Source organism: Vibrio sp. 14N.309.X.WAT.E.F5, assembly GCF_030397615.1.
In the GTDB taxonomy this organism is placed as follows: domain Bacteria; phylum Pseudomonadota; class Gammaproteobacteria; order Enterobacterales; family Vibrionaceae; genus Vibrio; species Vibrio lentus.
Window position 1 is genome coordinate 1 of sequence record NZ_JAPNXR010000023.1, and the last position, 26,602, is coordinate 26,602.

27 protein-coding genes and 1 pseudogene are annotated in these 26,602 nt (G+C 44.9%); 17 read left to right on the forward strand and 11 right to left on the reverse strand.

Going from position 1 to position 26,602, the window contains the following annotated elements; translation table 11 throughout:
- Nucleotides 1–584: 584 nt before the first annotated feature.
- Entirely contained in the window at nt 585–1,130 is a 546-nt protein-coding gene (locus tag OW495_RS19540) for a gamma carbonic anhydrase family protein (RefSeq protein ID WP_012605080.1), read from the forward strand.
- On the opposite strand, the gene OW495_RS19545 is transcribed toward OW495_RS19540, so the two are convergent.
- From OW495_RS19545 to OW495_RS19560, 4 genes are all read right to left on the reverse strand, one after another.
- The gene (locus OW495_RS19545; protein ID WP_065104207.1) at nt 1,127–1,396 is read right to left on the reverse strand and encodes a DUF1488 domain-containing protein; all 270 of its coding nucleotides are present in this window, start codon (nt 1,394–1,396) and stop codon (nt 1,127–1,129) included. The two genes, OW495_RS19540 and OW495_RS19545, sit on opposite strands and share 4 nt — an antisense overlap.
- 17 nt (nt 1,397–1,413) lie before the next feature.
- Nucleotides 1,414–2,244 carry a shikimate dehydrogenase gene (gene aroE / locus OW495_RS19550; RefSeq protein WP_102513660.1) on the reverse strand — a complete coding sequence of 277 codons (831 nt, stop codon included), beginning with the start codon at nt 2,242–2,244 and terminating at the stop codon, nt 1,414–1,416.
- Between the two features lie 77 nt (nt 2,245–2,321).
- Entirely contained in the window at nt 2,322–3,239 is a 918-nt protein-coding gene (gene hemF, locus OW495_RS19555; RefSeq protein ID WP_102513661.1) for an oxygen-dependent coproporphyrinogen oxidase, read from the reverse strand.
- Between the two features lie 19 nt (nt 3,240–3,258).
- Nucleotides 3,259–3,816, reverse strand: coding sequence for an L-threonylcarbamoyladenylate synthase (locus tag OW495_RS19560; RefSeq protein WP_289887876.1), 558 nt, complete (start codon nt 3,814–3,816; stop codon nt 3,259–3,261).
- 195 nt (nt 3,817–4,011) lie between these two features.
- Here OW495_RS19560 and purE point away from each other — a divergent pair, with 195 nt between their 5' ends.
- Together purE and OW495_RS19570 are read left to right on the forward strand one after the other, a co-directional pair.
- A complete protein-coding gene (purE, locus tag OW495_RS19565; RefSeq protein WP_004735777.1) occupies nt 4,012–4,497 on the forward strand; it encodes a 5-(carboxyamino)imidazole ribonucleotide mutase in 486 nt (161 codons plus the stop codon).
- Nucleotides 4,498–4,502: 5 nt separating this feature from the next.
- On the forward strand, nt 4,503–5,633 hold the full coding sequence (locus OW495_RS19570) for a 5-(carboxyamino)imidazole ribonucleotide synthase (protein ID WP_102513663.1): 1,131 nt from the start codon (nt 4,503–4,505) through the stop codon (nt 5,631–5,633).
- A 68-nt stretch (nt 5,634–5,701) separates the two neighbouring features.
- On the opposite strand, the gene OW495_RS19575 is transcribed toward OW495_RS19570, so the two are convergent.
- From OW495_RS19575 to OW495_RS19590, 4 genes are read right to left on the reverse strand one after another with little or no spacing between them, the layout of a single operon-like run.
- Complete coding sequence (locus OW495_RS19575) at nt 5,702–6,271, reverse strand: topoisomerase DNA-binding C4 zinc finger domain-containing protein (protein ID WP_289887878.1); 570 nt, start codon at nt 6,269–6,271, stop codon at nt 5,702–5,704.
- Between the two features lie 12 nt (nt 6,272–6,283).
- A complete protein-coding gene (locus OW495_RS19580; RefSeq protein ID WP_009848094.1) occupies nt 6,284–6,760 on the reverse strand; it encodes a DUF494 family protein in 477 nt (158 codons plus the stop codon).
- A gap of 3 nt (nt 6,761–6,763) precedes the next feature.
- Entirely contained in the window at nt 6,764–7,876 is a 1,113-nt protein-coding gene (gene dprA, locus OW495_RS19585; RefSeq protein ID WP_289887879.1) for a DNA-processing protein DprA, read from the reverse strand.
- Nucleotides 7,873–8,964, reverse strand: a complete 1,092-nt coding sequence (locus OW495_RS19590; RefSeq protein ID WP_289887880.1) for a LysM peptidoglycan-binding domain-containing protein — start codon at nt 8,962–8,964, stop codon at nt 7,873–7,875. The genes dprA and OW495_RS19590 overlap by 4 nt, the downstream gene beginning before the upstream one ends.
- Before the next feature lie 140 nt (nt 8,965–9,104).
- Between OW495_RS19590 and def the strand changes: the two genes are divergently transcribed.
- The 6 genes from def to OW495_RS19620 all read left to right on the forward strand — a co-directional run bounded on the left by def (nt 9,105) and on the right by OW495_RS19620 (nt 15,633).
- Nucleotides 9,105–9,617, forward strand: coding sequence for a peptide deformylase (gene def / locus OW495_RS19595; RefSeq protein ID WP_004735769.1), 513 nt, complete (start codon nt 9,105–9,107; stop codon nt 9,615–9,617).
- Nucleotides 9,618–9,655: 38 nt separating this feature from the next.
- Nucleotides 9,656–10,621 carry a methionyl-tRNA formyltransferase gene (fmt, locus tag OW495_RS19600; protein ID WP_289887881.1) on the forward strand — a complete coding sequence of 322 codons (966 nt, stop codon included), beginning with the start codon at nt 9,656–9,658 and terminating at the stop codon, nt 10,619–10,621.
- 118 nt (nt 10,622–10,739) lie between these two features.
- On the forward strand, nt 10,740–12,020 hold the full coding sequence (rsmB, locus tag OW495_RS19605; RefSeq protein WP_009848098.1) for a 16S rRNA (cytosine(967)-C(5))-methyltransferase RsmB: 1,281 nt from the start codon (nt 10,740–10,742) through the stop codon (nt 12,018–12,020).
- Between the two features lie 80 nt (nt 12,021–12,100).
- Complete coding sequence (gene trkA, locus OW495_RS19610; RefSeq protein WP_122056048.1) at nt 12,101–13,507, forward strand: Trk system potassium transporter TrkA; 1,407 nt, start codon at nt 12,101–12,103, stop codon at nt 13,505–13,507.
- A gap of 81 nt (nt 13,508–13,588) precedes the next feature.
- Nucleotides 13,589–15,034 (forward strand): TrkH family potassium uptake protein, encoded by a 1,446-nt coding sequence (locus OW495_RS19615; RefSeq protein ID WP_017109660.1) that lies wholly within the window; start codon nt 13,589–13,591, stop codon nt 15,032–15,034.
- A gap of 26 nt (nt 15,035–15,060) precedes the next feature.
- Nucleotides 15,061–15,633, forward strand: coding sequence for a DUF3157 family protein (locus tag OW495_RS19620; protein WP_289887884.1), 573 nt, complete (start codon nt 15,061–15,063; stop codon nt 15,631–15,633).
- Here OW495_RS19620 and OW495_RS19625 read toward each other — a convergent pair.
- Nucleotides 15,630–16,283 (reverse strand): hemolysin III family protein, encoded by a 654-nt coding sequence (locus tag OW495_RS19625; protein WP_289887885.1) that lies wholly within the window; start codon nt 16,281–16,283, stop codon nt 15,630–15,632. The two genes, OW495_RS19620 and OW495_RS19625, sit on opposite strands and share 4 nt — an antisense overlap.
- A gap of 143 nt (nt 16,284–16,426) precedes the next feature.
- Nucleotides 16,427–17,218, reverse strand: coding sequence for a sporulation protein (locus OW495_RS19630; RefSeq protein WP_289887886.1), 792 nt, complete (start codon nt 17,216–17,218; stop codon nt 16,427–16,429).
- A 283-nt stretch (nt 17,219–17,501) separates the two neighbouring features.
- Between OW495_RS19630 and OW495_RS19635 the strand changes: the two genes are divergently transcribed.
- From OW495_RS19635 to OW495_RS19660, 6 genes are all read left to right on the forward strand, one after another.
- Nucleotides 17,502–17,669, forward strand: a complete 168-nt coding sequence (locus tag OW495_RS19635) for a hypothetical protein (protein ID WP_004735761.1) — start codon at nt 17,502–17,504, stop codon at nt 17,667–17,669.
- A gap of 131 nt (nt 17,670–17,800) precedes the next feature.
- Nucleotides 17,801–18,064, forward strand: coding sequence for a YihD family protein (locus tag OW495_RS19640; RefSeq protein ID WP_017109664.1), 264 nt, complete (start codon nt 17,801–17,803; stop codon nt 18,062–18,064).
- A 300-nt stretch (nt 18,065–18,364) separates the two neighbouring features.
- Nucleotides 18,365–19,783: a cytochrome c oxidase accessory protein CcoG gene (gene ccoG / locus OW495_RS19645; RefSeq protein ID WP_289887887.1), complete on the forward strand. Its 1,419-nt coding sequence runs from the start codon at nt 18,365–18,367 to the stop codon at nt 19,781–19,783.
- Between the two features lie 74 nt (nt 19,784–19,857).
- Complete coding sequence (locus tag OW495_RS19650) at nt 19,858–20,844, forward strand: serine/threonine protein kinase (protein WP_289887936.1); 987 nt, start codon at nt 19,858–19,860, stop codon at nt 20,842–20,844.
- 55 nt (nt 20,845–20,899) lie between these two features.
- The gene (locus OW495_RS19655) at nt 20,900–21,499 is read left to right on the forward strand and encodes a thiol:disulfide interchange protein DsbA/DsbL (protein WP_017109674.1); all 600 of its coding nucleotides are present in this window, start codon (nt 20,900–20,902) and stop codon (nt 21,497–21,499) included.
- Between the two features lie 236 nt (nt 21,500–21,735).
- Nucleotides 21,736–22,692 (forward strand): DUF2860 domain-containing protein, encoded by a 957-nt coding sequence (locus tag OW495_RS19660; protein WP_289887889.1) that lies wholly within the window; start codon nt 21,736–21,738, stop codon nt 22,690–22,692.
- Between the two features lie 127 nt (nt 22,693–22,819).
- On the opposite strand, the pseudogene OW495_RS19665 reads toward OW495_RS19660, so the two are convergent.
- Nucleotides 22,820–23,713, reverse strand: a pseudogene (locus OW495_RS19665) (YifB family Mg chelatase-like AAA ATPase); the annotation flags it as partial.
- A 1,479-nt stretch (nt 23,714–25,192) separates the two neighbouring features.
- Between OW495_RS19665 and OW495_RS19670 the strand changes: the two are divergent.
- Nucleotides 25,193–25,345, forward strand: a complete 153-nt coding sequence (locus OW495_RS19670) for a hypothetical protein (protein ID WP_181360267.1) — start codon at nt 25,193–25,195, stop codon at nt 25,343–25,345.
- Nucleotides 25,346–25,551: 206 nt separating this feature from the next.
- The gene (locus OW495_RS19675) at nt 25,552–26,523 is read left to right on the forward strand and encodes a DUF4917 family protein (RefSeq protein WP_108151479.1); all 972 of its coding nucleotides are present in this window, start codon (nt 25,552–25,554) and stop codon (nt 26,521–26,523) included.
- Nucleotides 26,524–26,602 lie beyond the last annotated feature (79 nt).

Consider the following 26,602-nt stretch of genomic DNA (forward strand, 5'->3'; position numbering starts at 1 on the left):
ATCAAACTCTTCAATTTAAGATTTTGTGACTCAACGAATACTGACTTCAAAACTAATATTTACCGAAGTAAACATGTAATTCTAAAGCTATTACCATTCCAACAGAATGGTAATGAATTGACTGTGCCAAATAACCGAAGTTATTCGTATTGGTCACTCAGTTCATTGAAATCAATTTTGTTACCGAAGTAACTGTTACTACCTAAGTAATAACGTTTTGATATTCATCAACGAGTGCCCACACAGATTGATAGGTTTAAATTGTTAAAGAGCTTTTCCTTTTTGAGCTTCGCTCAAATCGGACGGCCATTTTAGCGATTTAAGTTTTAGTGTCAACCACTATTTTCAAAACTTTTTTCAAGCGCTTAGCTTGGCTAATTTGACCTGTTGATTCGTTTTGGTTTCTTACGAAGCCTTCCCGTTTCAACGAGGTCGCATTATAGAGATTTCGATCACACTGGCAAGCCCTTTTTGAAGTTTTTCTTACTTTTTTGATTGTTCGAGCGTTTTTTGTTCAAAACACCTCATTTTCACTAGTATTCCCCTTAATTAAGGGCTTAAGGTGCCTATATAAAGGAGGATTTATGAGTTCAATACGCAGTTATAAAGGAATATCCCCTCAGATTGGACAAGGTGTCTATATAGATACAAGTTCTGTACTGGTTGGTGATATCAAAATCGGTGACGACTCTAGTGTGTGGCCTTTAGTTGCAGCTCGAGGAGATGTGAACCACATTCATATTGGAGATAGAACGAATATCCAAGACGGCAGCGTTTTGCACGTCACCCATAAGAATGCAGAAAACCCAGAGGGTTATCCTCTACTAATAGGTAATGATGTCACTATCGGGCATAAAGTAATGCTGCATGGCTGCACCATTGAAGATCGTGTACTTGTTGGTATGGGAGCAATCGTGCTCGATGGTGTGGTTATTAAAGAAGATGTGATGATTGGTGCTGGTAGCTTGGTTCCGCCTAATAAGGTACTTGAAAGCGGTTATCTATATGTCGGAAGCCCAGTAAAACAAGCACGCCCATTAAATGATAAAGAGCGTGCCTTTTTACAGAAGTCAGCTGACAACTATGTTCAGAATAAAAACGACTATCTAGACTCTGTGTTGCCAGTCTAAAACACTTTGATCTGAATCCGATTAGAGGAGTCATACTCCTCTTCTTCTATTAACTCTTCAGCTAACTCTTCAATATCAAAACGTAACTCTGAAAAGATAACTAAAGCTTGATCGCCTTCTTCTATATCTTTACCTGCCAATCGAGACAGCTCTTCAATAGACATAACACACTCGATCAGTGCGCCAGACTGCTGTGCTGGGAAGATGATTGATTGATTTTCTTCATCCCAATCTTGGATATCAGGAAATAGAATTGATTGATTCATTTTTTATAAATACCTCATTACATCTCTAGGTTTTTACGTAGTTCTCTTAAAATCTGTTTTGTTCCCGGACGAAGGCCACGCCAAAGCATAAAGCTCTCTGCTGCCTGCCCCACTAACATACCCAAGCCATCATAAGCAGCATGAACACCATTATCTAATGCCCACTGATTGAATACAGTGGTGCCCGATCCGTAAACCATGTCATAAACGGCGCTATTCGAATTGAAGATAATCTCAGAAACTTCAGGAAGTTGACCACTTAGACCAGACGAGGTCGAGTTAATGATGACATCAAACCCTTCATTAACATCGCTTAACCCCATTCCTTTGATGTTTCCATGTGAAGAAAACATCTCGGCCAGAAGTTCAGCCTTTGAACTGGTTCGATTAGCGACTACCAACTGTTGTGGCTTTTGGTCGAGAAGGGGTTGAATCACTCCTCTTGCAGCACCACCAGCGCCAAGAAGAAGAACACGTGCTCCTTTTAGAGCAACTTGATGTTGAAGCAGGTCTTGAACTAAGCCCTCACCATCGGTGTTATCACCAATGATTTCTCCGTCATCTAATTTCTTAAGGGTATTTACGGCACCGGCCAGTTCAGCCCTCTCAGTTAGGCGATTAGCAAACTGATAGGCATCTTCTTTAAAAGGTGCTGTGACATTACACCCTCTACCACCTTCACTAAAAAAAGCTTGAGCAGCAATGATGAATTCACCTTGTTCTGGCTGGAGAGCTGTATAGGTAAGTTGTTGGCTGGTTTGGCGAGCAAATAATGTGTGAATGAATGGCGATTTGCTTTGCCCAATAGGATTACCGAAAACGGCATAACGATCTACTTGCTGTGTCATATCCTTACCTAACAGAAATAATAAAAAGGGTCATCTATATAGATGACCCTATCACTATCCCTATAAGGAAGGAAGAACTACCAAACTCGAGGTTTTAGGTAGTCACTATAAAGCAGAGCTTCTGGTGAGCCTGCTTGTGGTTCATAGCGGTATTCCCAGCGAGCCAATGGCGGCATCGACATTAATATAGACTCTGTGCGCCCACCGCTTTGCAGACCAAATAAGGTGCCACGGTCGTAAACTAGATTAAATTCAACATAGCGGCCACGACGATATAGCTGGAAGTCACGCTCGCGCTCACCATAAGACGTCTCTTTGCGTCGTTCTACAATTGGTAAATAAGCGGCTGCAAAACCTTCACCGACCGCCTGCATATAAGCAAAGCTCTTTTCAAAGCCCCACTCATTAAGATCATCAAAGAACAGACCACCAACACCGCGTGTTTCGTCTCGGTGAGGCAGATAGAAGTATTTATCACACCACTCTTTATGTTCTTGATAGACATCATCACCAAACGGCGCACAAAGATCTTTAGCGGTTTGATGCCAAGATTGGCAGTCTTCATCGAAAGGATAAAATGGCGTTAAGTCAAAACCACCACCAAACCACCAAATCGGGTCTTCCCCTTCTTTTTCCGCAACAAAGAATCGAACGTTCGCGTGTGAGGTTGGGATGTATGGATTTTTAGGGTGGATCACTAATGAAACACCCATCGCTTCAAACTTACGCCCAGCTAATTCAGGGCGATGAGCGGTTGCAGAGGCAGGCATTGCCTTACCCGCTACGTGAGAGAAATTAACCCCACCTTGCTCGAATACTGCACCATTGGTCATCACGCGAGTTCGACCACCGCCACCAAGGCGTTCGCCAGGTTCACGCTCCCATGCATCTTCTTCAAACAGTGCTGTGCCATCAGCTTGCTCAAGCTGTTGGCAAATCGAATCTTGTAGGCTCAGTAAAAACTGTTTTACTGCTTCTTTATCAATTGCTGACATCTTTCTTCCTTTGCAGGGTTTAACCCTGTCTTAATATTTTCGACGTTTTTGCATCTCTAATTTCGCTTGGCTTCTCACGACCACCCGTTTGACCTTCGAGAATGGCCACCAAATGTTGACCCAGTTGCAGCTGAACTTCTTCAGTCGTCATACAAGGCGGCTCGCCAGTCAGGTTGGCACTAGTCGAGGTTAACGGCTTGCCGAACTCATTACACATTCTTTGAACCAAAGGGTGATCCGTCACGCGTACCGCGATCGAATCAAATTGACCACTGACCCAGTCAGTAACTTTACTGCTGGTTGGCATAATCCAAGTGACCGGGCCTGGCCATGTCGCTTTAACCGTCGCTAATTGGTCATCGGTTAGTTGGCTTTCGTCAATATAAGGCAACAACTGCTCGTAACTTGCAGCAATTAGGATCAACCCTTTTTCCATCGGTCGTTGTTTTAAGTCGAGCAGTTTCTTAATGGCTTGTGGATTATCGGGATCACAACCGACCCCAAAAACGCCTTCTGTCGGGTAAGCAATGACTTCACCTTGTTGTAATGCCTGCAAAGTATGTTGAAAGTTATCCAAGGGTTGCCTCATTAATTCTGTTATCGAACTCGCTAAGTGTACAAATTATCATTCACTGTGACTAAAGCTATTTGTTTATAAAACGTATCAATTAACAACTTAGACTGACGCAAACGTTTTCCTTAAGCAATTTTACCCGTATAATGCGCGCAAAATATCTAATCACTAATTAAATCGTACCTGAAGGAGTTTGAGATGACTGTCGGTATTATCATGGGTTCTAAATCTGATTGGCCAACAATGAAGCTAGCTGCAGAAATGTTGGATCAGTTTGGCGTGGCGTACGAAACAAAAGTGGTTTCTGCTCACCGCACACCTCAGTTGCTTGCTGACTACGCAACCAGTGCGAAAGAGCGCGGTATTAAAGTGATTATTGCTGGTGCTGGCGGTGCTGCGCATCTTCCGGGCATGGCTGCAGCTTTCACAAGCGTACCTGTTTTAGGTGTTCCTGTTCAGTCTAAAGCACTGAAGGGCATGGATTCTCTGCTTTCTATCGTACAGATGCCAAAAGGCATTGCGGTAGGTACTTTGGCTATCGGTGAAGCTGGCGCTGCTAACGCTGGTATCCTAGCCGCTCAAATCATTGGTACACACAATGAAGAAGTGATGGCGAAAGTAGAAGCATTCCGCTCTGAGCAAACAGAAACGGTTCTTGCTAACCCAAACCCTGCAGAGGACTAATTCCCATGCATGTTCTTGTGTTAGGCGCGGGCCAACTTGCTCGCATGATGTCCCTAGCTGGGGCACCGCTGAATATTGAAATTTCTGCTTTTGATGTTGGCAGCAAAAATATTGTTCACCCATTAACGCAAGCGATTCTAGGCAACGGCTTAGACAATGCGATTGAGCGTGCGGACGTCATTACTGCAGAGTTCGAACATATCCCTCACGACGTGCTTGAGGTATGTGAGCGCAGCGGTAAGTTCTTACCGACAACAGAAGCAATCAAAGCTGGCGGTGACCGTCGTCTTGAAAAAGCCCTGTTAGACGAAGCAAACGTAAAAAATGCTAAGTACTACGTGATTAACTCTCGCGAAGACTTTGACGCTGCGATTGCTCACGTAGGCTTGCCAATGGTCTTGAAGAGCACACTTGGCGGCTACGATGGCAAAGGCCAGTGGCGCTTAAAGACATTAGATAATGTTGAGTCAACTTGGACAGAAATGGCTGAGTGCATTGCAGCAACAGACAACCAAGCGATTGTGGCTGAAGAGTTCGTTCCGTTTGACCGTGAAGTATCACTGGTTGGTGCTCGTGGCGCCAATGGTGAGATTCAAGTGTACCCACTGGCTGAAAATGTTCACACCGACGGCGTGTTGAGCTTATCAACAGCCATTGATGACATTGAACTGCAAGAGCAAGCGAAAACCATGTTCACTGCCATTGCTAAGCGCTTAGATTACGTTGGTGTACTAGCACTTGAGTTCTTTGATGTTCAAGGTTCACTGCTGGTTAATGAGATTGCACCACGCGTTCATAACTCTGGCCACTGGACACAGCAAGGCGCTGAAACTTGTCAGTTTGAAAACCACCTGCGTGCCGTATGTGGGATGCCACTAGGCAGCACCAAACTGATTCGCCCAACCGCAATGATCAACATTCTTGGTGAAGATACCCTACCTGAGGCTATTCTGGCTCAAGGTGGCTGTCATGTTCATTGGTATGGCAAAGAGAAGCGTGCAGGTCGTAAGATGGGCCACATTAACGTGAGCGCTGACTACAACGCAGAGCTGCAAAGAGCGTTATGCTCACTGGCAGACATTCTCGACAAACAAGCATATCCAGCTGTGCATGAGTTTGCTGAGCAGATGAAGTAAACCTACATCGTGGATTTGATATAAAAATGGCGCTCAGTAAGCGCCGTTTTTTTGTCTATAACATCAGGTTATTGAGATTGAATGTGGTGACACTTGCGATCAGCACATTGTTTCTTGGTTCCATTGGCTGTTTTCTTCTCAAGTAACAACGGGAACTGACACTCTTCACAACGACCGATAATAGGTGGTTGGTTTACTGCGAACTTACACTTAGGGTAGTTATCACAAGCATAGAAGGTTTTGCCATAGCGAGATTTACGCTCAACCAAATGGCCTCTGCCACACTCAGGGCAAGCAACAAGTGGCTGATCTTCAGGTTGTTCTTTTGGTTGGTCCAAAGATTCGATGTGATTACACGTTGGGTAGCTGCTACAACCAATGAACATGCCAAAGCGACCTTGTCTTAATACCAATTCGTTTTGGCATTTAGGGCACGGTACACCCAACTCTTTCACCACATGGCCATCGTTTTGATGCAAAGGCTTGATGTAATCACAGCTCGGATACTGCTTACAGCCTAAAAATGGGCCGTGCTTACCATGGCGAAGCTGAAGCTCTCCACCACACTGTGGACATGGTTCATGCTCTAATGCATGTTCATGTGCTGAAAAAAGCTGATTATCAATCTTACTACTCATGACAAGCCTGTATTAATGCAAGATACCTTGCTCTTTGGTGTACAACAGCTCTTCCATTTGCGTGTAAGCACTTTCATTACCCGGTACATTAAATAGCACCATTAAGATAATCCATTTCAGATCATCCAATTCAAATTCGTTTGTCTCAAGCCCCATCACACGATCAATCACCATTTCACGAATCTCTGTCGTGAGTACATTGATCTGTTCAAGGAACAGTAAGAAACCTCGACACTCCATATTAATACGTGAAATCTCTCGACTGGTATAAATACGCATCGAGGTATTGGAACACACACTAATCGCCGCTTGGTTCTCAGTATCTTGCAATGCAGCAAGATCTTCTAACCAATGGAGGGCCTTATAAATATCATCTTGGTGAAACCCTGCTCGAAGAAGCTCATCTTCCAGCTCATCTTGATCCACCTGCAATTCAGAATCGCTATGGATGTAGGTTTCAAACAAGTACATCAGTATGTCCATCATCATAGCTTAGCCTCTCCCCTTTCGAATATAGCCACCGGAAACTGCAACAACATGCCCAGAGAGCTCAAGCTCTAAAAGCTGCATCATGACCTCATGCACAGGTATATGGGTTCTCTGTGCCAAAATATCAACGGGTGTCGCCTCTAATCCTACGTTAGCTAACAGCTGTGGAAATGGCAATTGTTCATTTTCACCCTCATTCGACGTAGGCTCGAACAAGCTGGGCTGCAGATCTATAGACCAGTCTAACAGACTCTTTATTTCGATCAGAACATCTTGAGCATTTTGCACCAAACATGCACCAGCTTTAATTAAGCTATTGCCGCCACGGCTGGTTGGACTATGAATAGAGCCTGGTAACGCAAACACCTCTCGGCCTTGCTCCATGGCATAGCGAGCTGTAATCAAAGAGCCACTCTTCTCAGCCGCTTCAACTACCAAGGTTCCGAGCGATAACCCACTTATAATACGGTTACGCCGAGGGAAATGTTCAGGTCGTGGTTTTGCGTTTGGGCGAAACTCTGAAATCAGCGCCCCATTTTCACAGATTCTATCGGCTAAGTTTCTGTACCGCGCTGGGTAAATTGAATCCAAACCTGAACCTAAAACCGCGAAAGTCTCCCCTCCTTTATCCAGAGCACCATCATGAGCGTAACCGTCAATGCCCAACGCTAAGCCACTCGTGACAATCAAACCGTTTTGGACGAACTCTTTGGCGAAGGACTTCGCTGTCTGCAGCCCTTCGATGCTGGCATTACGACTGCCAACCATTGCGATTTGAGGCTCAATCAGTTTTTCGACGTGACCTTTAACGAAAAGTACGCTTGGCGCAGAGGCGATCTCGTTCAGTAGTTTGGGATAATGTGAGCAATTAGGGGTAATGATGTGATGGTTAGTTTGTTTTGCTTGCCATGCTAAGCAAGCCTCCACTTCTCTTGGGGCTTGCTCTCTTAGATAGGAAATTTGCTTGGCAGACAAACCAAGCGCTTGCAGTTGCTGACTTGAGTAGCCAACAATGTTCGAAGGGGAATCAATGCTCAGCAGTCGAGAAAGTCGCTTGCCACCCAATTGCGGTACAAAACTTAGAGTTAGCCAAGCACTCAGTTGTTGCTCATTCACTCGGTGCCCTTAAGCTCTTCCGTCAAAGTAAGGTCCAAAGGCGATACCGCCAAAATGTCATTACTTACTGGCTTAGAGCTCTGAGTGATCAAGGCCAAGCTAAAATACTCGTAAGGACGAATGACCATCAAGCTACCGAGTGAGGTACTTGGCAACTGCACCTTATCGCTCGCCGCTGACTCTTTATAGCTATATTCACCCTGCTTACCAAACACCACCGCGCCGCTTTCACTAAGCGTAAACATAGAGCCTTGGCGAAGATTGTCTTGTGAGCCTTTGTTAATAACCACGACCTGATTCTTTGCACTGTATTGGCTGCCATCTAACGAACCCAAGATATTAGCAAACTGACCCGCAGCACTAGGCGCAGGATAAAACGTGGTTGAGAGCTTCACCTGACCAACGCCAAGTTCTGGTAACACGAGGTCGTTGAGCAGTACCTCTTGCAGCTGAGTCTCTATTTGCAAACTACTGAACTCAGCATCCACCTCTTTCAAGCGCGCCGTGGCGACCAAACGCAAAGAAGTCATACTCGCTTGAGGTTGCTGTCGTTGGTAAGTTTCGACAGAACGGTAAATACCCCATTTTTGATGTTGCTGATTGCCCGAGATAAATAGTCGGTCTTCACCTGATAAGAAACGTTTACCATCACTTGTCCCCAACACTCGTTGAGCCGATTGAATATCTTGCTGCTCAACCAAGCGATCAGATTGTAGATACGGCAAAACCAGCCCCTCATTGACGGTAGGTACTGCTTTCTTCTCAGAGACACGAATCTTAGGACTTAGCTTGATGACGGGTTTGAGGCTCAATACAGGCTCGCCATTAATCCAAACCAGAGACAATTTATCTCCGGGGTAAATAAGGTGAGGGTTTTCTATCTCAGGATTTACCTGCCACAACCTCGGCCACAGCCATGGGCTATCAAGATACATCGCGGAGATATCCCACAAAGTATCGCCCTTCACCACCACATACGCTTCGGGTGCGCCTTGTTTAATGGTTAAAGGTTGTTCACTGTTTTCAGCCATAGTGGCGAACGAAAGCGAGGCACAAATAAGAGATAAAGCGGGGAAAAAATGACGCATGACCTAGGTTCCTTGGTCTGAATATATGACATCTGATTAGAGAATTACCTTCAGGATGCTGTCATTTGACCTCTAAAATGTCTAGAATTGAGCCAACAAGGTTTAAGCTGTTTCGGCACAGTTCAATATTTCGAGTGTATATGTCTGTATTACAAGTATTAACATTACCAGATGATCGTCTACGTACCGTGGCGAAACCGGTAAAAGAAGTTACCCCAGAGATTCAAAAGTTCGTTGATGACATGATTGAAACCATGTACGACGAAGAAGGTATCGGCCTTGCTGCAACGCAAGTAGATTTCCACCAGCGCATCGTTGTTATCGATATTTCAGAAACACGTGACGAGCCTATGGTTCTGATCAACCCTGAAATTACCGACAAACGTGGCGAAGATGGTATCGAAGAAGGCTGTCTATCTGTACCAGGCGCTCGAGCTCTAGTACCTCGCGCTGCAGAAGTAACGGTTAAAGCTTTAGACCGTGAAGGCAACGAATTCACATTCGACGCTGACGACCTTCTGGCTATCTGTGTGCAGCACGAACTTGACCACCTAGAAGGCAAGTTGTTTGTTGATTACCTATCGCCACTAAAGCGTAAACGTATTCAAGATAAGCTAGCGAAGATTAAACGTTTCAACGAGAAACAAGGTTAATAACCGCTGCTATTACTAAATTAAGAAGGAAGTCTACCTTGGGTCAATCTTTAAGAATTGTCTTCGCAGGTACTCCGGATTTCGCCGCCCGTCACTTGGCGGCGTTGTTGTCTTCGGAGCATGAAGTTATTGCTGTTTACACACAGCCAGATCGTCCAGCAGGCCGCGGTAAAAAACTGACTGCGAGCCCAGTAAAAAACATCGCACTTGAAAACAATATTCCGGTTTACCAACCAGAAAATTTCAAGTCAGATGAAGCTAAGCAAGAGCTAGCAAATTTGAATGCTGACATCATGGTTGTTGTCGCTTACGGCTTGCTTCTTCCACAAGCTGTACTAGATACGCCTCGCTTGGGTTGTATTAACGTGCATGGTTCTATCCTACCGCGCTGGCGTGGTGCTGCTCCGATTCAACGCTCTATCTGGGCGGGCGATAAAGAGACTGGCGTGACGATCATGCAGATGGATATCGGCCTAGATACCGGTGATATGTTAAGTATCGCGACGCTACCAATCGAAGCAACAGACACCAGCGCGTCAATGTACGAGAAGTTGGCGGGCCTTGGTCCTGATGCTCTTGTTGAGTGTTTAGCAGACATAGCTTCTGGTAAGGCTGTTGCTGAGACGCAAGACGACGAACTTGCTAACTACGCGAAGAAGCTGAGCAAAGAAGAAGCAAAAATTGATTGGAATGACAGTGCAGAACACATCGAACGTTGTGTGCGCGCTTTCAACCCGTGGCCAATGAGTCACTTTGCGATTGTTGATAGCAGCTCTAATGATGAAAAAAGCATTAAAGTTTGGCAGACACGTGTTGATGAAGAATCGACATCTGCGCCAGCTGGCTCAATCATCAAAGCAGATAAGACTGGTATTTATGTTGCGACTGGCGACAAAGTACTAGTATTGGAACAGCTACAAGTTCCAGGCAAAAAAGCCATGTCAGTTCAGGACATCTTGAACTCACGTGCAAGCTGGTTTGAAGTTGGTACTCAACTTTCTTAACCGCTTTAAAGCTACTCAATATGTACTTAAAAATGTGTAGCTTGCAAAACACTGTTTAGAAAACCTTTACGAGGGCAGAGATGCCCTCATGTATTCAAATAAATATTCGGTACCCCTCATGAATGTTCGCGCTGCTGCTGCAAATGTCCTATTCCAAGTTGTCGATAAAGGCCACTCTCTTTCACACGCTCTCCCTGCGGCTCAAAAAACGATCCGCCCGCGAGACCATGCTCTACTGCAAGAGATTTGCTACGGCGCACTTCGTTACCTGCCTCGCTTAGAGTCAATCGCTAACGAACTGATGGAAAACTCGCTTAAAGGTAAAAAGCGCGTATTCCACCACCTGATCTTAGTAGGCATTTACCAGTTGAGCTTTATGCGTATTCCTTCGCATGCTGCCGTTGCTGAAACAGTTGAAGCAACCAAAACACTGCGCGGCCCAAGCCTCAGTGGTTTGATCAACGCAGTACTTCGCAGCTACCTGCGCGATCAAGAAGAGCTAGATGAGAAAGCCGTTAGCCACAATGCGGGCAAATACAGCCATCCAAGCTGGATCCTAAAAATGCTTCAAGAAAGCTACCCAGATCAGTGGGAGCAATTGGTTGAAGCAAACAACAGCAAGGCACCAATGTGGCTGCGTGTAAACCGCCAACACCACACTCGTGACGAGTATGTTGAACTGCTTAAAAACGAAAACATTGAATACACACTGCACCCTGAAGCGGCTGATGCCATAAAATTAGCGTCACCTTGTGATGTTACTTTGCTTCCTGGTTTCGACCGAGGCTGGGTATCAGTACAAGACGCTGCAGCTCAGCTTTCCGTTGATTTCCTAACACCAAAAGATGGTGAGCTAATCCTAGACTGCTGCGCAGCACCTGGCGGTAAAACTGCACACATTCTTGAACATACTCAAGACACTGAAGTGGTTGCAATCGACAGTGATATTAAACGCCTAGACCGAGTTTACGATAACCTTGAACGCCTACAACTACGTGCCGACGTAATCTGTGGTGATGCTCGCTACCCTGAAGAGTGGTGGACGGGCAGTCAGTTCGATCGCATCCTACTTGATGCTCCATGTTCAGCGACCGGTGTAATCCGCCGTCACCCTGACATTAAGTGGCTACGCCGTGCCTCTGATATTGATGCACTAGCAGAGCTGCAAAGTGAGATTTTGGATGCAATGTGGCGCCAGCTAAAAGAAGGCGGCACCATGGTTTATGCGACATGCTCTATCACGCCGCAAGAAAACGTGCTGCAAGTGAAAGCATTCTTAGAGCGTACCGAGAACGCAACGCTAGTTGGGTCTGATATCGAAAAACCGGGTCGTCAAATACTGCCTGGTGAAGAAGATATGGATGGCTTCTACTACGCAGTTCTAGTAAAACAGGCATAACAACTAACAGCGGCTAAGAATTTATTTCTTAGCCGCTGTTTCTTTCTAGTGCATTATCAAAGCGAAATGAGAGCACTAGAATTACAACGGCAAAAAATAAGAGAAAGGCTATGAAGATCATTATTCTAGGTGCTGGACAAGTTGGCGGTACCCTTGCTGAAAACCTAGTGGGTGAAAACAATGACATCACAATCGTCGACCGTAATGCCGACCGACTGCGTGAACTTCAGGACAAATACGACCTTAGGGTTGTAAACGGTTATGCCAGCCACCCGAACACACTACGTGAAGCGGGCGCGCAAGATGCCGACATGTTGGTTGCCGTAACCAACATGGATGAAACCAACATGGCCGCATGTCAGGTTGCCTTCTCTCTGTTTAATACGCCGAACAGAATTGCTCGTATTCGTTCTCCTCAATATCTAGAAGAGAAAGAAGCGCTATTCAAATCAGGTGCTATCCCAGTCGATCATCTGATCGCACCCGAAGAGCTAGTGACCAGCTACATCGAGCGCCTGATTCAATATCCAGGTGCATTGCAGGTTGTGAGTTTTGCTGAACAGAAAGTTAGCCTAGTAGCAGTAAAAGCTTACTACGGTGGGCCATTGGTTGGTAACGCACTGTCTGCTTTGCGTGAACACATGCCGCACATTGATACTCGTGTAGCCGCTATATTCCGTCAAGGTCGCCCTATTCGCCCACAAGGCACTACCATCATTGAAGCCGATGATGAGGTTTTCTTTGTGGCAGCAAGTAACCACATCCGCTCAGTAATGAGTGAACTGCAACGCCTCGAGAAACCGTACCGACGCATCATGATTGTTGGCGGTGGTAACATTGGTGCAAGCTTGGCAAAACGCCTAGAGCAAAGCTACAGCATCAAGCTTATCGAGCGCAGCTACACTCGCGCCGAGAAGCTATCTGAAGAATTAGAAAACACCATCGTATTCTGTGGTGATGCAGCCGACCAAGAACTGCTGACCGAAGAGAACATCGATCAAGTTGATGTGTTCATCGCTCTAACCAATGAAGATGAAACCAACATCATGTCAGCAATGCTGGCGAAGCGAATGGGCGCCAAGAAGGTAATGGTACTGATTCAGCGTGGTGCTTACGTAGACCTTGTTCAGGGTGGCGTGATTGATATTGCGATCTCTCCACAGCAAGCGACCATTTCTGCGCTGCTTACTCACGTTCGTCGTGCTGATATCGTAAACGTATCATCTCTACGTCGCGGCGCTGCTGAAGCGATCGAAGCCATTGCTCACGGTGACGAAACCACCTCTAAGGTTGTTGGTCGAGCGATTGGCGATATCAAACTGCCACCGGGTACCACTATTGGTGCGATTGTTCGCGGAGAAGAAGTACTTATCGCGCACGATAGAACCGTAATAGAACAAGATGACCACGTAGTGATGTTCCTAGTGGACAAGAAATACGTACCTGATGTTGAGTCTCTATTCCAACCGAGCCCGTTCTTCTTATAGCCTTGTTCTCGTAAGCATCGTTCTCGCAACTTTCTTTTTATGAGAACGACGCTCCGGCACAAAGCGATGGTCTATTAAGCTATGGTCAACTTTCGTCCGATATTATTAGTGATAGGGTTAGTGTTATCAAAACTCGCCCTTTTCATGTACATCCCTACATTGGTTGCCTTTTTCACAGGCACCGGTGGCTTCCTCGAGTTTGGTCAGTCGGTAGTGATCACGCACATAGTGGCGTTTATCTGCTTGAGTTTAGGCCGTTCAGCTAAGTTCCGACTTGGGGTGCGGGACATGTTCCTGATCACCTCTCTGGTCTGGACCATTGCCAGTGCCTTCGCTGCATTGCCGTTTGTGTTCATTAATCACATCAGCTTTACGGACGCCTACTTCGAAACCATGTCAGGTATCACCACGACAGGCTCAACCGTATTAAGCGGCTTAGACAGCATGGCACCAAGCATTCTGTTATGGCGTTCAATACTGCAATGGTTAGGCGGCATCGGCTTCATCGTTATGGCGGTAGCGGTTCTGCCAATGCTCAACGTTGGTGGTATGCGCCTGTTCCAAACCGAGTCATCCGATTGGTCAGATAAAAGCAGCCCACGAGCGAAAACAGTCGCGAAGAACATCGTGGCGGTTTATTTGGTTCTGACTGGCTTATGCATCATTAGCTATCTGTTTGCAGGCATGGGCATCTTCGATGCGATCAATCATGCCTTCACAACACTGTCGACGGGTGGTTACTCAACATCAGATGGCTCGATGAACCACTTCTCTAACAGTGCTCACTGGGTCGGAACCCTGTTCATGTTCCTTGGCGGTCTGCCGTTCTTACTGTTTGTTAGCGCACTGCGGGGCCGAAAACTCTCAATACTCTACAAAGATGCACAAGTTAGAGGCTTCACTTACCTGTTCTTAGTCACCAGTGCCGTGATCTCCACATGGTTGGTCATGAGAGATGGCTACACAGTCATGGATGCGATGCGTGTTTCGATGTTCAACATCGTATCAGTCGTCACCACAACCGGTTTTGGCTTAGAAGACTTCACCGCGTGGGGTGCACTACCAACTACCTTGTTTGCATTCCTAATGATGGCGGGAGCTTGCTCGGGTTCAACCTCTGGCGGTATCAAAATCTTCCGCTTCCAGATCGCGATGACCATGCTCCACAAACAAATGATGAAGCTAATTCACCCATCGGGCGTGTTTGTTCAGCGCTACAATCAGCGACCTGTGAATGACGATATTGTACGTTCACTCGTGGCATTTGGTTTGATGTTCTTTATCACGATTATCTTAATTGCAGGCGGCTTGAGCGCAATGGGACTTGATCCTGTGACCAGTATATCTGGCGCTATCACAGCCGTTGCCAACGTTGGTCCAGGCATGGGCAGCGTGATCGGTCCAACGGGGAACTTTGCACCACTACCAGACGCCGCTAAGTGGTTATTAAGTTTAGGGATGCTGATGGGCCGACTTGAGATACTGACGTTAATTGTTCTATTTTTCCCAGCCTTTTGGCGACGCTAATTACGCGAATATTTAAGGAAACACAGATGAAATCATACCTACTTATCGCAAGCGCACTGCTTAGCAGCTCTGCATTCGCCGACCAAATGGTGACTCTGCCTGATGGTAAAGAAATCTTACTGAAAGACGATTTCACATGGCAATACGTGGCACAGGAACAAACGGAAACGGCAACAACATCAGAAATCGCAGTGCCTGTTGCAGCAGCGCCGGTTGTAGCTGTCCCAATCGCGACGAATGTGCGTGGTACTACAATTGTCGTTGATAGCAAGAAGCCAAGCTTACAGCTGTCTCAATCAGGAGTGGATGTTGTACTAGGTGCCAGTCGCTATGAAGACGGCGAGCTGATCATCCCTACGGCTATTACTAACCAAGGCACACAGGCTGTGATCTTAGTGTCTTTGAAATTAGGTGTATATTCACCAAATGGTGAGTTATTAGAAGAGAAAACAGTAGCGGTTTGGAAGTCAATAAAGCGTATGGCAGATACCTACCTTCGACCAAAAACCGATGCCGAAGGTACGTCGCTTAACCTAGCTGTTGATCAATACCCAGAGTATCAAATCAAAGCTGAAATCGTTGAAGTGCTGACTCGCTAAACTGGTGTCACGTACAGATAGATAGCAAAGAAATGGCAAGCGCAGCCCGCCAACACAAACAAGTGCCAGATGGCATGGTTATAAGGGATGCGTTTTGCCACATAGAAAATTACACCCAGCGAGTAAATCACCCCGCCAACGGCCAGTAACACCAAACCACCTATATCGATGTTCATCGCCAATTGATAAACCACAATCAAAGATAGCCAACCCATCGCTAAGTAAATGAACAGCGATAGACGCTTAAATCGGTACACGAATGCTATCTTCATGATAATACCGACCAACGCAATTCCCCAGATAACCGCCATCAAGCCCATTGCCAGTGGGGTTCTTAATCCGACCAATAAAAAAGGTGTGTAGCTACCTGCGATCAGTAAGTAAATCGCACAATGATCGAGGGTTTTCAGCAAGCGCTTGGTTTTTTCTGTGGTGATCGAGTGGTAAAGCGTAGAAGCAAGAAACAGAAGGATAATGCTGCTGCCATAGACCGTCATGCTGGTAATAGTCAGCATGTCAGCTCGATAGTCAAACGCACGAATCAGTAGCAGGATTAAACCAACCACACCAAGCACCACGCCTAAGCCATGAGTTATCGCATTAGCGCGTTCTTCGATGTCACTGTATTCGCTCGCCGATGATGCAGACATGATTATCCTACTAGAGTAAATGTTCGATTAGACTAGTATTGCACATTAAGCTTACACGTGTAAGCTTAAATTTTTATGACAAAATGGCTTCTAAGATGTGCGATAAGCTAACCGTTGTGACTAGGTGAATATATGCGATTCAACTAAGACGCGCTTTCTAAATACTCGACCACCATCTTACCGGCATCTTCTGGTGAGGTATCAAGCGAAACGCTCAATTGACGCTGTAGCTGACCAATACCAAGCAAGCTCGCTAACATGCCTTTGGCACCATCGCGATTTCTATCAATCTCAAACCACAGCTTGAGTTCTGTTTCATCGTGGTGTGCAACCACCTCCAATTCACGCCAACGGCCATGATAAGGGCCAGTCGTCGGAACAAATTCGAACTCTTGCACAAACGGTAACTCGAAACCTTCCACCGCTTCACACTCGACTTGGCGAATACGTAGCCCTTGAGCTTCAAGTGCGTTAAAGATGCCATCGAGCAAAGGATCAGGACGAACCGTTAAAACATCCTTATCAGACGGATCAATCGCCATCGCAATATCGAGTCCTGTCTCCAGCCAAACCTTGGAATCACCAATTGTCACTGGGGTATTCAATGGCACATCGAACTCACATTCAAAATCGCGAGTTTCACCCGGCTGAATAACAAAAGCATACGGTAGACTCCATTTAGCCAACGAGTATGTCTGGTGCATTCGGCGTTTATGACCGCCTTCTTGCCTTTGGGAATTCATAGTGACTTCTTTGACATAACGGCAACACAGATTGAGATCGATATTGTCGATCTCCTGTGGCTGGGCACCACCGTAGACATGCACAATAATGCTCGCCTTCTTACCTGGGTAAAGCACTTCCTGTTGCAATACAGAGTCCACCTTGGCAGACCCAATTCCAAAACTTGCTAACGTTTTCTTCAAGAACGACATATGCACCTCCTTTAAAGCATCATCTTAAGCCTGAAAGAGGTTCAAACTCAAATATACTGCTCACACTATTTTAGCTCTAATATCGTTTAATTATCACTCAGGCGTCGATCGATAACTGAGATAGTGATAATCTAAGCCTTGATATGCATGCATATCATTATCCTGATTTATTTTTCGGATTGGCGAAAGCCAGAAGAGTGACTCTTCAAGTAATTGAAGCGAAGCTCATGATAAATCAGGCCATTAGATTGGCAATGGATATGCCTGACCGTTAGGTAAATTAATGCGCCCAACAGCTGTCAGGTTCTCGCACACCAACCGTAGTGCGATGCGTCGTCGTAGTGGCTTTGTTGCTGCTCCAACGGCTAAGAAATTGGCTCCTACAATGACTCTCGTTCAGAAGACTGCTTTATTAGCACCGACTGCAACAAAAGTAATTAAAGCCGCTTAACGAAAAGCGCAGTTTTTACTGCGCTTTTTTCTTGCCCTGTCCCACCTTGAAATGTCTTTACACATTGGTATTCCCTACCCGATTTGATACCTTAGCCACAAATCATTATAAAATTTGTGGAGAAGTAAAGTATGAAGTGTCACCGCATTGAAGAACTGCTTGAACTGATGGAGCCTGAGTGGCAGAAAGATCAAGAGCTTAACTTATTAGAGTTCATTATTAAGCTATCAAAAGAAGCGGGCTACCAAGGTAAGCTAGAAGATCTGACTGATGATGTTCTTATCTATCATCTAAAAATGCGTAACAGCGAGAAAGATGAAATGATCCCAGGTCTGAAAAAAGACCAAGAAGATGACTTCAAAACAGCGATTCTTAAAGCGCGCGGTATCATCTAACCGGCTTAAAACGATCACCCAAACTTTCAATAAGCGACCACTCGGTCGCTTATTTTGTTTCTGTTCGCTATTTTTTCGTCACAACTGTTACCACTTTTGTTGTTAAAGGTTGATAGCGTTAAAGAAATGACAACAAGATTGCCGCTATAATCGCCACCCATAAGAATCTTCTAAAATAATAAGAGTCAGTGCTAAGTCAGCCCATGCACCAAGCTCGAAGCTTAGGTTCTCTAACACCATATTTTAAAGCAATGTCGTCAATACTCTCGCAGAAGGGTATAGCCACCAAAAGGATAGTCCATGAGTCAGGATAAAATCGATATCAAAGATGTGACTCCTAAAACCTTTAATCCCAAGACACATAAAGGTAATGGAGATCGATTTAACCCAAGTAACCGAATCTATGTTCGAGAAAGCAAAGGTAAATTCCAACAACTGCGCCGTTATGGCGGTTGGTTCTTACTTTTACTTTTTGCGCTTATCCCATGGATCCCATTTGGTGAGCGACAAGCGATCTTGCTCGATATCGGCAGCCAACAGTTCAACTTCTTTGGTACAACCCTATACCCACAAGATCTGACGCTACTCGCCATCCTCTTTATGATAGCGGCGTTTGGCTTGTTCTTCATAACCACCTTCTTAGGACGTGTCTGGTGTGGCTATTTGTGCCCGCAAACCGTCTGGACCTTCATGTACATCTGGTTCGAAGAGAAACTGGAAGGTGCGGCTAACAAACGTAAGAAGCAAGATTCAAACAAACTCACCGCCAACTTGGCGATCAGGAAAACACTCAAACACATCGCATGGTGGGCTATTGCTATCGCAACCGGTCTCACTTTTGTTGGCTACTTCATTCCAATCAAAGAGTTAGTGGTTGGCTTCTTTACCTTTAATTCCACTTTTTGGCCTGTGTTTTGGGTACTGTTCTTCGCAGGTTGTACTTATGCCAATGCAGGTTGGATGCGCTCGATTGTTTGTCTGCACATGTGTCCGTATGCGCGTTTCCAATCGGCTATGTTCGATAAAGATACCTTCATCGTAGGCTACGACACCGAACGTGGTGAAAGCCGTGGCCCTCGTTCACGTAAAGTCGACCACAAGCAACTCGGCTTGGGTGACTGTATTGACTGTAATTTATGTGTGCAAGTGTGCCCTACGGGGATTGATATTCGTGACGGCCTACAATACGAGTGTATTAACTGTGGCGCGTGTATTGATGCCTGTGACAACACCATGGAACGTATGGGTTATGAGAAAGGCCTGATCAACTACACCACAGAGCATAGGCTTGAGGGGCACTCAACCAAGGTCATGCGTCCTAAGCTCTTGGGCTATGGCGTAATACTGATCGTTATGTTGGGGCTATTTTTCGCACAAATCGCGAGTGTTGATCCTGCAGGTTTAAGCGTTCTTCGTGATAGAAACCAGCTATTTAGAATCAACAGCCAAGGGCTTGTCGAAAATACTTACAACTTGAAAGTCATCAACAAAACTCAGCAAGAGCAAGAGTACAAGCTTGATGTCAGCGGGCTACCCGATTCTATCTGGTACGGTAAACAAACCATTACCGTAGAGCCAGGTGAGGTTTTAAACCTTCCTATCAGTTTGGGCGTCGATCCAGAAAAACTCAGCTCACCAGTTTCGACAATTCAGTTTATACTCTCGGATAATGAAGAGTTTACGATGGAAGTCGAAAGCCGCTTTATCAAGAAGCTCTGATACCAGTCACCTTAGTGCTAGGTATAACAACCCAATAAATGGAAAAAGGCTCAGTAATGAGCCTTTTTTATTATATGACGATGCAAGCCTTTAACTTTGATAACCTAACCCCTGACTTCATGTGGTACGCACTGGAGAGCATTGGGGTTCGCGCTGAATCCGGGCTTCTCGCTCTTAACAGTTACGAAAATCGGGTCTACCAATTCACCGATGAAGATCGCAAACGCTACGTTGTTAAGTTTTATCGCCCGCAGCGTTGGAACAAAGCACAGATCCAAGAAGAACACGACTTCGCGTTAGAACTGATCGAACAAGAGATGCCAATCGCTCCGCCAATGCGTATCAATGGTGCGACCTTACACGAATACCAAGGCTACCTGTTTGCACTGTTTGAAAGTGTCGGTGGCCGACAGTATGAAGTGGATAACCTAGACCAATTGAAAGGTGTAGGTCGTTTCCTTGGCAGAATTCACAAGGCGAGTGCAGGAAGAACATTCCAACATCGTCCAACCATCAGCCTAGATGAGTATTTGTATCAGCCACGCAAGATATTAGAAAACTCTCAGTTTATCCCAACGCATCTAGAAAACGCGTTCTTCAATGACGTCGACCTTCTAATTAAAGAATTAGAGAGCCAGTGGCCGAGCAATACTGAGAATATCCGCCTGCATGGCGATTGCCACCCGGGTAATATTCTATGGCGCGACGGACCAATGTTCGTTGACCTTGATGACGCGCGTAATGGCCCTGCGGTTCAAGACCTGTGGATGCTGCTTAACGGTGAGCGCCAAGATAAGCTGATGCAACTGGATATTCTGCTAGAGAGCTATCAAGAGTTTTGTGATTTTAATCCCTCGCAACTGAAACTTATCGAGCCACTACGCGGTCTACGTATGGTGCATTACATGGCATGGTTGGCGAAGCGATGGCACGATCCGGCGTTTCCTTTGGCTTTCCCATGGTTTAATGACCCGAAATATTGGGAGCAACAAGTACTTGCTTGTAAAGAGCAAATTGCTACCCTGCAAGAGCCACCACTTTCGTTAATGCCTCAGTGGTAAACGCAATCGCAACATACAACTAGATAAAAATTCAAACATAATGGAGATTGGATAAATGAAAAAGCTATTCGCATTTTTCTCATTGATCATGTTGAGCCTTTCAGCTCACGCTGCGAAATTTAACGAAGGTGAACACTACAAGGTTCTCGATCTAGAAGCATCAAAGAAACCAATGGTGACAGAGTTTTTCTCTTTCTACTGCCCACACTGTAATAGCTTTGAGCCTATCATCCAGCAGCTAAAACAACAGCTACCAGCTGACGCGAAGCTACAGAAGAACCATGTTTCATTCATGGGCGGCAACATGGGTCTGCCAATGAGCAAAGCTTACGCGACAATGATTGCGCTTAAAGTGGAAGACAAAATGGTGCCAGTGATGTTTAACCGCATTCACAACATGAACAAGCCACCACGCGATGAAGCAGAACTACGTCAAATCTTCCTAGATGAAGGCGTTGATGCTAAGAAATTCGATGCGGCATACAATGGCTTTGCAGTCGATTCAATGGTTCGTCGTTTCGACAAAGCATTCAAAGACAGCGGCCTTTCTGGCGTACCAGCAGTAGTAGTGAATAACCGTTACTTGGTAGAAGCACAAGGCATCAACAGCCTAGACGAATATTTTGAATTGGTTAACTTCTTACTGAAGAAGTAAAAAACAATCAAAAAACCATATTAAGGGAGCTTCGGCTTCCTTTTTTGTGCCTGACGCTTTTTAATCATCTTCAGCAAACACATAATTTTTAGGCCGCGATACGGTTCTACTTCCCATTTATCTAATAAACCTTTATAAGGTGCGCGATAAAGTGAACCTTTAGATTATGCTGTTTTCTATAACTTTTTATTAACAGCTATTTGTTGCTACCACTCACTGGGGCAAGGAGCCTCTGAATGAAAATTAAATATACGTTATTAGCACTGAGCGTTGCCGCAGCACCTGCTTTTGCCAAGCTTGCTGATGAAGCAGGTTTTAGTGGTGAAATATCTATCAACACCGGTTTTACTTCTTCAACCTCAAATTTTAATACCGATGCTGACAGCACTATTTCATCTAACCAACAGAAGGCTTCTTCGGAAAGCTCATTCCTTGTTGCACCTTTAGGCAGCGTTGCTTACACCTTCGGTGAAAAACTAAACCACCAGGTTTACACAGGTACAGCGCGAGATGACGTAGCAACGGGTACTGTGGTACTTGAATTGGGTTATAAATACCAACTAGAGTCAGGCATGACCATCGACGCTTCACTTCTGCCAACCATCATGTCTGGTGAGACTTGGGCAAACCCATACGAGGTTGGTACAGCTCGAAGTAAAACAGACGAAACGGGTAATGCGTTTCGTTTGAAATTAAGCAGCATTGCTGGCTCTCCGTTCTCATTGGACATGGCTTTCGCAACCAAAGATGTAGAAAACGATCTGGTTAAAGATCCAGAATTAAAGCGCGATGCGGACACCTTCTATCTGAAAGGGCAGTATCGTCAGCCGATCAGTCGCACCATGATGTTAGTGCCATCATTGATTTACCAATCAAGTTCTGCCGATGGCAAAGCTGCCTCTTATGAACAGTTTGGCGGTGAAGTGAGTTTGTTTGGCGGTATGGGTCGTCACCAATACGCACTAACAGCGGGCTATAACCAACGCTCTTACGATGCAAGCAACCCTATCTACAACAAGAAGCGCAGCGACGACAACATCAACCTATTTGCCGCGTATGAATATGATCAATTCATGGACTGGGAAAACTGGTCGTTTGTTTCGCTTGCGGGCTACGGCACCAGCGACTCGAACATTACCTTCTACGATGAATCACAATACATCGTCTCAGTTGGCTTGAACTACAAGTTCTAGTTAGGCTTCACTGCTCGCTCATAACCATCAGTTCATAACAACGAAAGCCTGCGTAAAAAGCAGGCATTCTTGTTTTTATACCAATCACAGTAAATAAATGACCCGTTGTTTACTACGATTGGTATGACTACACAGCTTGAGCAGTGAGTTGTTTCAACAGTCGATCCATCGCTCGGTAGCCAAGTGCCTCTGATAAGTGCTTCTTTTCAATCTGCTCATTACCGTCAAGGTCAGCAATGGTTCGCGCTACCTTAATAATGCGATGATAGGCACGGATCGATAAACCCAATCGATGCAGTGCCGTTTCTAAAAACTCCGCATCCTCGCGTCGCAATGGGCAATACTTTTCAATTTCTCGGCTGCCTAACAGCGCATTCGATTTATGGTTCCTAGACAGCATCAACTGGCGCGCTTGTTTAACTCTTTGCTTTACCACTTGAGTGGTTTCACCACGATCGCCACCTTCAGCCAACATCCCTTTGGGAAGCAATGGGATCTCCAATGACATATCGAACCGATCAAGCAGTGGCCCCGATAATCGATTGAGATAGCGCAATATAATCTGCGGATTAGCTCGCGCTCGATTACCTTCGTAATAGCCTGTCGGACTTGGGTTCAGCGCACCCACCAATTGAAAGCGAGCTGGGAAACGAGTTTTGCCAGCCACGCGTGAAATAATGATCTCACCTGACTCCAGAGGCTCTCGTAGTGAATCGAGCACCTTGCGCTCAAACTCAGGCATCTCATCAAGAAACAATAATCCATTGTGCGCCAAAGAGATCTCTCCGGGACGAGGTACGGAACCACCACCGACCAATGCCGCCATCGAACTGGAATGATGAGGTGATCGAAAAGGCCTTTGCTTCCAGTTGTATTGATTAATCTCTTGTTGTGTTAGCGAGGCCACCGAAGCAGTTTCCATCGCCTCGTCATCACTCATTTCAGGTAATAGGTCGCGCAATCGAGAAGCGAGCATAGTCTTGCCGGTTCCGGGCGGGCCAAGGAATAAAGTGTTATGACTTGAATAACCCCTAGTTACACTAGTAGCTTTTGCAAAACTCAAAATCTCTTGGCTCTGCATTGCTCCAAGCAAGTCAGCTTTGTATAGACGTCGAGTATGAAGATACATCTCATCTCTCAATAGCTCCTCCCGCTCCCCTAAATCACGAAGGTAAGCATTTAAGTCCTCATCAAGCTCTGACGCTTTGTAACGCTCCAAAGCTGCCGTATGTGCTCTTTGACGTGTTTTACGTTTTACATGCTCTTCTTCTAGGCGCGCATACTCATTTTTGACTTTAGGTTGCTTCTTACGACCACGAACAAATTTCTTAAGCAGTTTTCTTAGCCCTACAATCTCACAGTCTCGTGATGCAACTAGTGCTCGCTCTGTTGGGGTTCTTGTAGACGTATCTAGATTCGTTTTTTCAGTCTCTGACTCTGTTATATATGTATTTATATTACTGTTATTCTTTATATATCTAGATGACACTTCGCTAGATGACACTATTTTTTTCTCATCAAGCTTATGTTGTAACGTTGACGTCTTCTTCGATTTCGCAAGTTCAGCTCTTCTTTTACCCTCAGCTTTGAACTTCTTTTCTTGGCGTACCTCATACAACTTCAGCTTCAAAAGCACTTCCATACTTTTCATGCAAATAGCGTATGTAGAAGCACCTCGCCCTTCATAGTTTCCAATATCATCCATTTTGCTGTTCAGCTTTCTTGAAAAGCACGGAAACTGTTTAACCATCCACTGAATAACTCGACTAACTAGTCTTTTGCAGCTTTCTAACTTTTCAGGCAGGGTCACATACTCATCCAAGCCGGACTCGATGACTCTATCGATGATGGTATCTACATAAACGGTGCATTCTTCAGATTTGTAGTTAATGAATTCGAAAATCGCAGATGCAACGAATAGATATCTCTTTTCAGAACCCGACATTTCTTCAGCAAGGTATCTTGTGAGGTGAACTAAACCGTGATGGTTTTTTATTTCAAAGTTGGAATATGGGGTGAGGTCGGACATTAAGTGATCGCTTAGTTCCTGATATAAGAACAATCTATTGCCATTCGTAGCCCATAAATGATTTAATCCGACTCGTTCGGTTGTTGGACACTTCCGAACAAGCCCAATCTTGATCGCTTGGGCAACTGGTGACAGGTGCTAACTGTTACCGATCTACAAGAACGAGTTGGCGCTCTTTCTTGTGACAGGAAACCCGCTTCACTAGCGGGTTTTTTTGTATCTGTTGAAAATGAAACACATCAACATCACGCGCGACTATCTACAGATTCTCTTCGATTATCAATCAAGATCTACTCTTCTAATGACTGACTGATCAGTAATTGATCAAACCAGTACAAACCGTGTTCAGTTCAGTCACCAGTGACTTATTTCTCTTTTAATTACTTGAGTTTAAGTAACTAATGAAGCATCGACAAAAAAATAATATTCAAGATAATGTGCACAAATTACTTGTATAGGAACTTGCTGAATATGGATTTGAATACCGCCTCTGACATCTTGATAGCTCATGATTCTGAAATTCTTTTTGATATAGATGACCTGACGGTTCATCGACTAGATGATGAGCGTGTTTTGATTGTAAAAGGGGAGTATTGTTTTCTCATTGATAGAAAAAGCAGTTAAAACTTAACTCATATATAACTCTAAATCGATCTGAGCGATCTTCTGAGAAGCTTTTACACATTGAGATAACTCGTTGTAGCTTTATTGTTGATTAAAGCTGTTAGAGAGCGTTACAGATCGTTTTTCTGTTTGTGTGAATTAGATATGTAGACCGACGCATTTAAAGCTAATACAGTTGCATAACATCTATACACAAAGAGAAAATCATGCCATTAGAAACATTTGAAGAAAAGTTGGACTCACTTGAAGTTGAGGAAACCCCCTCCGTACTCTTAGCAAACGGATTCTCACAAGCTTGGAATCACAATATTTTCAATTATGAAAACTTACTTCAAAGAGCTAACTTCGGTGCTCGTAATAGGAATATCAAAGGTATTTTTAATAAGTTTGAAACCTTCGACTTCGAGCAGGTAATGAGAGCGCTTGAAGCAGCTGAAACTGTATGTGAAAGCTACGGTGTCAACCGCGCAAAAATTGATGAAATCAGAGCAGATCAAGAACAACTGAAAAATTCACTCATCCAAGTTATTTCGCAAACTCACCCTTTGAGATCTAGCTCCGTAACAGTCGCTCAGTATGAAGCAGCAAAACCATTCATCATTCAGTTCGAGAACATTTTTACGCTGAACTATGACTTACTTCTTTACTGGATTGTTAATAAGTCTGATATCGACCCTGAAGGCTACTTTACAGATGATGGGTTTCGCCGAACAACTTGGGAAAACATGGATGACCAAAATGTATTCTTCCTACATGGTGGGCTTCATATCTATGACACTGAAACACGAATCAAGAAGCAAGCATTCAGGGGTCAGGCTGATGAAAGTATTGTCGACCAAGTAAGGGACAATCTAAATCAAGGAAAATTTCCTTTGTTCGTATCAGAACCGACGCACCAAAAGAAACGATCCCGCATTGAGCACAACCCATATTTGAACTCTTGCTTCAAAGCTCTGAAAAAACTTAGTGGTCCACTATTCATCCATGGTCACTCTATGGCTGAGAACGACAAGCATATTTTTGACCAAATTAACGAAAGTGATGTTGATAAGGTATTCATTAGTATTTTTGGCGACGAAAACTCAGATGCAAACAAAGAAACGATGGCAAATGCCAGACGTTTCATTGATGCCGATATAGAGTTTTATGATGCTAGTACAGCACCGATTTGGCAGTAAAGAAAAAACTCTCAAATTGATTGAGAGTTTTTCGAATAACGATTCTGTTAATCACACTACAGATCTGTAGTGTGATTCC

Excerpts from the sequence above, each read along its gene's own strand:
- OW495_RS19540 (WP_012605080.1), top strand. The coding sequence starts at position 585 with ATGAGTTCAATACGCAGTTATAAAGGAATATCCCCTCAGATTGGACAA.
- OW495_RS19545 (WP_065104207.1), bottom strand. The coding sequence starts at position 1,396 with ATGAATCAATCAATTCTATTTCCTGATATCCAAGATTGGGATGAAGAA.
- aroE (WP_102513660.1), bottom strand. The coding sequence starts at position 2,244 with ATGACACAGCAAGTAGATCGTTATGCCGTTTTCGGTAATCCTATTGGG.
- hemF (WP_102513661.1), bottom strand. The coding sequence starts at position 3,239 with ATGTCAGCAATTGATAAAGAAGCAGTAAAACAGTTTTTACTGAGCCTA.
- purE (WP_004735777.1), top strand. The coding sequence starts at position 4,012 with ATGACTGTCGGTATTATCATGGGTTCTAAATCTGATTGGCCAACAATG.
- OW495_RS19570 (WP_102513663.1), top strand. The coding sequence starts at position 4,503 with ATGCATGTTCTTGTGTTAGGCGCGGGCCAACTTGCTCGCATGATGTCC.
- OW495_RS19575 (WP_289887878.1), bottom strand. The coding sequence starts at position 6,271 with ATGAGTAGTAAGATTGATAATCAGCTTTTTTCAGCACATGAACATGCA.
- OW495_RS19580 (WP_009848094.1), bottom strand. The coding sequence starts at position 6,760 with ATGATGATGGACATACTGATGTACTTGTTTGAAACCTACATCCATAGC.
- OW495_RS19590 (WP_289887880.1), bottom strand. The coding sequence starts at position 8,964 with ATGCGTCATTTTTTCCCCGCTTTATCTCTTATTTGTGCCTCGCTTTCG.
- def (WP_004735769.1), top strand. The coding sequence starts at position 9,105 with ATGTCTGTATTACAAGTATTAACATTACCAGATGATCGTCTACGTACC.
- rsmB (WP_009848098.1), top strand. The coding sequence starts at position 10,740 with ATGAATGTTCGCGCTGCTGCTGCAAATGTCCTATTCCAAGTTGTCGAT.
- OW495_RS19615 (WP_017109660.1), top strand. The coding sequence starts at position 13,589 with ATGGTCAACTTTCGTCCGATATTATTAGTGATAGGGTTAGTGTTATCA.
- OW495_RS19620 (WP_289887884.1), top strand. The coding sequence starts at position 15,061 with ATGAAATCATACCTACTTATCGCAAGCGCACTGCTTAGCAGCTCTGCA.
- OW495_RS19625 (WP_289887885.1), bottom strand. The coding sequence starts at position 16,283 with ATGTCTGCATCATCGGCGAGCGAATACAGTGACATCGAAGAACGCGCT.
- OW495_RS19630 (WP_289887886.1), bottom strand. The coding sequence starts at position 17,218 with ATGTCGTTCTTGAAGAAAACGTTAGCAAGTTTTGGAATTGGGTCTGCC.
- OW495_RS19635 (WP_004735761.1), top strand. The coding sequence starts at position 17,502 with ATGCGCCCAACAGCTGTCAGGTTCTCGCACACCAACCGTAGTGCGATG.
- OW495_RS19640 (WP_017109664.1), top strand. The coding sequence starts at position 17,801 with ATGAAGTGTCACCGCATTGAAGAACTGCTTGAACTGATGGAGCCTGAG.
- ccoG (WP_289887887.1), top strand. The coding sequence starts at position 18,365 with ATGAGTCAGGATAAAATCGATATCAAAGATGTGACTCCTAAAACCTTT.
- OW495_RS19650 (WP_289887936.1), top strand. The coding sequence starts at position 19,858 with ATGACGATGCAAGCCTTTAACTTTGATAACCTAACCCCTGACTTCATG.
- OW495_RS19655 (WP_017109674.1), top strand. The coding sequence starts at position 20,900 with ATGAAAAAGCTATTCGCATTTTTCTCATTGATCATGTTGAGCCTTTCA.
- OW495_RS19660 (WP_289887889.1), top strand. The coding sequence starts at position 21,736 with ATGAAAATTAAATATACGTTATTAGCACTGAGCGTTGCCGCAGCACCT.
- OW495_RS19670 (WP_181360267.1), top strand. The coding sequence starts at position 25,193 with ATGGATTTGAATACCGCCTCTGACATCTTGATAGCTCATGATTCTGAA.
- OW495_RS19675 (WP_108151479.1), top strand. The coding sequence starts at position 25,552 with ATGCCATTAGAAACATTTGAAGAAAAGTTGGACTCACTTGAAGTTGAG.